The organism is Magnetococcales bacterium (genome assembly GCA_015231925.1).
Taxonomy (GTDB): Bacteria; Pseudomonadota; Magnetococcia; order Magnetococcales; family JADGAQ01; genus JADGAQ01.
The window spans coordinates 1-4,475 of the sequence record JADGAQ010000269.1; the positions used below are offsets into that span (position 1 = coordinate 1).

Here is a 4,475-nt window from a genome sequence, read left to right on the forward strand (position 1 = left end):
ATATTGAACGGCAAGGCCTACTCCTCAAAACTCCGGCAAGCCTCCCTTAACGGCTCCACCGTGCGCCTCGCCTCGGTCTTCAGCTTGGAAAATAAACGCTCCCCCATCTTGAACCGCTTCGACCGCGCCAGAATATCCATCTCCATCGCCAACTCCGCCAACCCCACCAACCCCAGTTGCCGACACGAACTCTTCAACGAATGCGCTTCCAAATGCAACGTATCCGCATCCTTGCGACCCAACGCCTCCCGAATCGCCCCCAACCGCTGCGGTAAAATGTCCAGAAAAATCTCCACCACCGGCCCCAAATCCCCCCCCATCTCCTCCCGCAAATCCTCGAAATTCACCATCTCCAACGACGGCCTCATCGTGGGACGCGGCTCCCGACGATGCCCATTGCCCACCCAGCGGTGAATCATCCCCGCCAACTCCAACGACTGAACCGGCTTGGCCAAATAATCATCCATCCCCGATTCCAAACACTTCTCCCGATCCCCCTGCAAGGCCAACGCCGTCAACGCCACCACCGGCAAATGAGCCTCCCCACGCTTGCGCTCCCGGTTGCGCCACTTGCGCGTCGCCGTGAAACCATCCATGTGCGGCATCAAACAATCCATGAATACCAAATCGAACTCAACCTGACTCATCTGCTCCAACGCCTCCCGCCCATCGGCGGCCAGCGCCACATTGTACCCCATCTGCTGCAACATCCGCGTCAGCAACAGTTGATTGACCGGATCATCCTCCACCAGCAAAATCTTCACCTGGGCAGGGTCCAGCCCAACCTCCTCCTGCGGCGCTTCCGCCGTCTCCGGCTCCTCCTCCAGAGAAACCCCCTCCCGACACGGCAGCAACACCTTGAAAACACTGCCCTCACCCAACATACTCTCCACCCACAACCGACCACCCAAACGCTCCACGAACTTCCGGCAAATGGCCAAACCCAGCCCCGTGCCCCCGAAACTCCGCGAAGAAGAGCTGTCCACCTGAGTGAACGGCTCGAAAATCATCTCCAACTTGTCGGCAGGTATGCCAATGCCGGTGTCGTGAATCGAAAAACAAAGCAGATCCGCCCCCGCCCGTGGATCGGGCTCCACCCGCAAAGTGATCGACCCCTCGTTGGTGAACTTGACCGCATTGCCCACCAGATTGGATAACACCACCCGCAACAAACGCGGCTCCGCCTGTACCACCACCGGAACCTGCGCAGCCACATCGACGAACAACACCAGCCCCTTGCCGTTGGCCTGCATCAGATAGAGGTCCATGACCCCCTGAACCAACTCCCGCAGATTGAACTCCTGCCAGGGCGGCAACGCCGACTCCGCATCAGCCCGCGCCAGCTCCAGAATGTCGTTCAGCAGCTTCAACAGCCCGCGCCCCGTCTCCTTCACCACCTCCAGATAAGCCTGCTGCTCCCCGGTCAGCTCCGTCGTGGCCAGAAGATCGGCCATGCCAAGTATGGCGTTCATCGGCGTGCGGATCTCATGGCTCATCACCGACAAAAACTCGGTCTTGGCGCGCGTGCCCGATGCCGCCTCCTCCATGGCCTCCCGCAACTCCTTTTCCGCCTCCCGCAACGGCGAAAGATCGGCAATGGTGCCGATGAAACCTTCCCAAACCCCGTCTTCGTTGAACAGCGGATTGGCGTGGCTGACCACCCAGAAGATCTCGCCCGCATCGTTGAGCAGTCGCAACTCCAAACTGGTGGCGACCGGCTCACTGCCCTCGACGAGGCGCAAGGTGTTCACCACCCGAACCCGATCCTCGGGATGGAGATAGGCCACCCAGCCATCACCCAACAGATTCTCCCGCTCCTGCCCGATCAAATCGGCCAGGGTGTTGTTGACGAAGAGACACTCCCCCCGGGGATTGGTCTGGAAAATACCCACCGGACTCTGCTCGGCCAGCAGACGAAAGGTCTCGTGAACCTGATCCCGGCGCAACGCCTCCTGATGCCGCTCCGCCAAAGCGCGGCGACCCTGCCGGAAACTCTCCGCCAAACGGGCGCACTCCCCCGGAATCAGACAATCCCAAATACCCTGACGTAACAGTTGCACCGCATCGGCCACCGTAACCTGGGCGGAACAGACGATGACCGGCGTGGTCGGAACCACCGTCGACAAGGGCAGTTCAATCCGCTGGGGCAGAGTGTCGAAGTCGCAGATCAGAATGAGATCCCAGGTGTCGGCCAAAATGGCCTTGGCGGCCTGGGACGGTCGCACGAAACGACGCTTCTGCAGCTGAAGCCCCTCTTTCTCCAAGGCGCGCAGGGGGGAGAGTCCCTGTTCCTCCAAAGAGGCGACCACCAGCACTTTGATGGATTCGAGCATGCGCGGCATCCGGTGGGCAGTTACAAAACTTCCGCCGGCAAGCGGAAGTGTCTTGTAAATTCTTTGACTTTCAATATGTTATCCTCTAAGTATCAAAAAAAGGAAATGTTCTATCACTTGATTTTTCATTCGCCCGGCACACTCAATTACAAAACCCGTCCGAAAGGATCATAAGGATTCTATAGAAACAGCAATCCAAAAGTCAAAGGATAGAACATTTCCTTTTTTTGATACTTAAAAGATAAAATAATAAAAGTCGAATCACTCTCCGTTAAGCGACCAGTCGTAGGGCAGGTCGGCTTTGAAGGAGGCGTTTTGCGGCAGGTCGGGCCGATAGCGTCGCAGGAAGTCGGGCAGGGGAGCGAAGTCCTCCTCGAACCAGGAGAAGATGCGGGAGAGGCGCACCTGATGGCCGTTGATGCGCAGGCCTTTGACGGGGTCGTTGAGGAACTCGCGGGTTTGTCGGGACAATTGGTCGTCGAGTCGGGCGGCGGTGTAGGGTTCCGGGGAGAGATTGGGGCAGCTCAAGGAGGCGCAGACGATGGCCATATGAATGCGGGGTTCGCCCATGGGGCGGAGAACTTCGTGTTCGATGTGGTGCAGCGTCACCATCTGGCCGCCCACTGAACCGGCTTCCATCTTCCATACCGGGGTCAACAGGTAGCCTGCGTCCTTGATGCTCTCCAGCGGACGGTGATCCAGCACTATCTTGATGGCCAGCAGATTGTAGGCATTGATGAAGAAGGCCAGTTTCTCTTCCCGTGTGGTCAGGTTGGCCAGGGAGAAGTGCGACAAGGCCTCCATCGTGCCGGGCAGAGCCGGATCGTGCGCCATGGCGCGGTAGTCGAGGGCGTTGAGAGTGATGCCTTTGATCATCTTTGGTTTGAGGTGGCGTTGCAGCAGGCCGGCATAGTCGCTCCAGTCGGGTTCGGCCGCCAGGGCTGCCGTGGAGAGCAGGAGACCGCAGAGTGCAAACCAAGCTGCCAGGGCCTTTGTCATCGAGACTCTCCCAAAGGAGGGTGTCGGGCGGTCGGATTGACCGCCCGGAAAAACAGCGTCAGGGATTGACAGCCAGCAGTTCGACTTCGAAGACCAGGGTGGCGTTGGGCTCGATACTGGCCGAGCCCCGTTCGCCGTAGGCCAGCTTGGAGGGGACCACCAGACGGTATTGCCCGCCGGTTGCCATGAGTTGCAGACCTTCGGTCCAGCCGGGCACCACTTCCTTCACGGAGAAGGTGGCGGGGGCGCCGCGGCGATAGCTGCTGTCGAATTCGCGTCCGTCGATGGTGGTGCCGCGATAGTGCAGCCGCACCCGGTCCTCGACCTTGGGTTTGGGGCCGTTGCCGCTGCGCAGCACTTCGAATTGCAGGCCGGACTCGGTCACGGTCACGCCGGCCTTGGTGCGGTTGCTGGCCTGGAAGGCCTCGCCCAGACGTTTGTTCTCTTCCGCCAGTTTGGCCATATGTTCCTTGGCCGATTTTTTCATCTTCTCCTCGAAGTCCATGCGCACTTTGCGAATTTCATCGGGAGTGAGTCGCAGTTTGCCCCCTTCGATGCTGTCTTTGACGCCCAGCATCAGGCTGTCCAGATCGAAAGCGACTCCGGAGTTGTTGCCCAAACCGCGTATTTCCTGCCCGAGCTGAACCCCGAGGGTATAGCTGAAACGCTCTTTGTCGCCCTTCAGATCGGGTTCGCCGGCCCACACCACCTGGATGGCCAGCAGGCAGGCCAATCCCAACGATCCTTTTACCACAGGTTTCATATCGTCCTCTCCCGACTGCCGAGCAAAAGCGCGTTTACCGATTCCTGCCATGGGGCAGATCCTGAAGCCCCCCAGTTTCCTCCACTTGCGCCAAAAAGTCCAACCATACTTCACGGAAGGCCAATGCCGAGGTCTTTGCAACTTTCCCTGCAAAAAAGGTTTCCATAGGCGGGGAACTCTGCTACAGTGGCGGATCTTCTTCGGCAGTGCCTTTGCGGGCCGTTAGCTCAGTTGGTAGAGCAACAGACTTTTAATCTGTAGGTCTTGGGTTCGAAACCCAAACGGCTCACCATAAAATCAAGGGGTTAGGTCACTTAGACCTGACCCCTTTTTTATTTCGGGGTTATGCGGGGTCTATTTTGGGCAAAAAAATAGCCCCG

The 4,475-nt window shown here is 58.6% G+C and carries 3 protein-coding genes and 1 tRNA gene; 1 reads left to right on the forward strand and 3 read right to left on the reverse strand.

Annotated features, from left to right (window positions below; all coding sequences use genetic code 11):
- Positions 1-17: 17 nt before the first annotated feature.
- From HQL56_18500 to HQL56_18510, 3 genes are all read right to left on the reverse strand, one after another.
- Complete coding sequence (locus tag HQL56_18500) at positions 18-2,333, reverse strand: response regulator (protein ID MBF0311507.1); 2,316 nt, start codon at positions 2,331-2,333, stop codon at positions 18-20.
- Positions 2,334-2,594: 261 nt separating this feature from the next.
- Positions 2,595-3,332 (reverse strand): DUF547 domain-containing protein, encoded by a 738-nt coding sequence (locus HQL56_18505; GenBank protein ID MBF0311508.1) that lies wholly within the window; start codon positions 3,330-3,332, stop codon positions 2,595-2,597.
- Positions 3,333-3,390: 58 nt separating this feature from the next.
- Positions 3,391-4,095, reverse strand: a complete 705-nt coding sequence (locus HQL56_18510; protein MBF0311509.1) for an FKBP-type peptidyl-prolyl cis-trans isomerase — start codon at positions 4,093-4,095, stop codon at positions 3,391-3,393.
- 216 nt (positions 4,096-4,311) lie between these two features.
- On the opposite strand from HQL56_18510, the gene HQL56_18515 reads away from it, so the two are divergent.
- A tRNA-Lys gene (locus tag HQL56_18515) sits at positions 4,312-4,387 on the forward strand.
- The last annotated feature ends 88 nt before the right edge of the window (positions 4,388-4,475 follow it).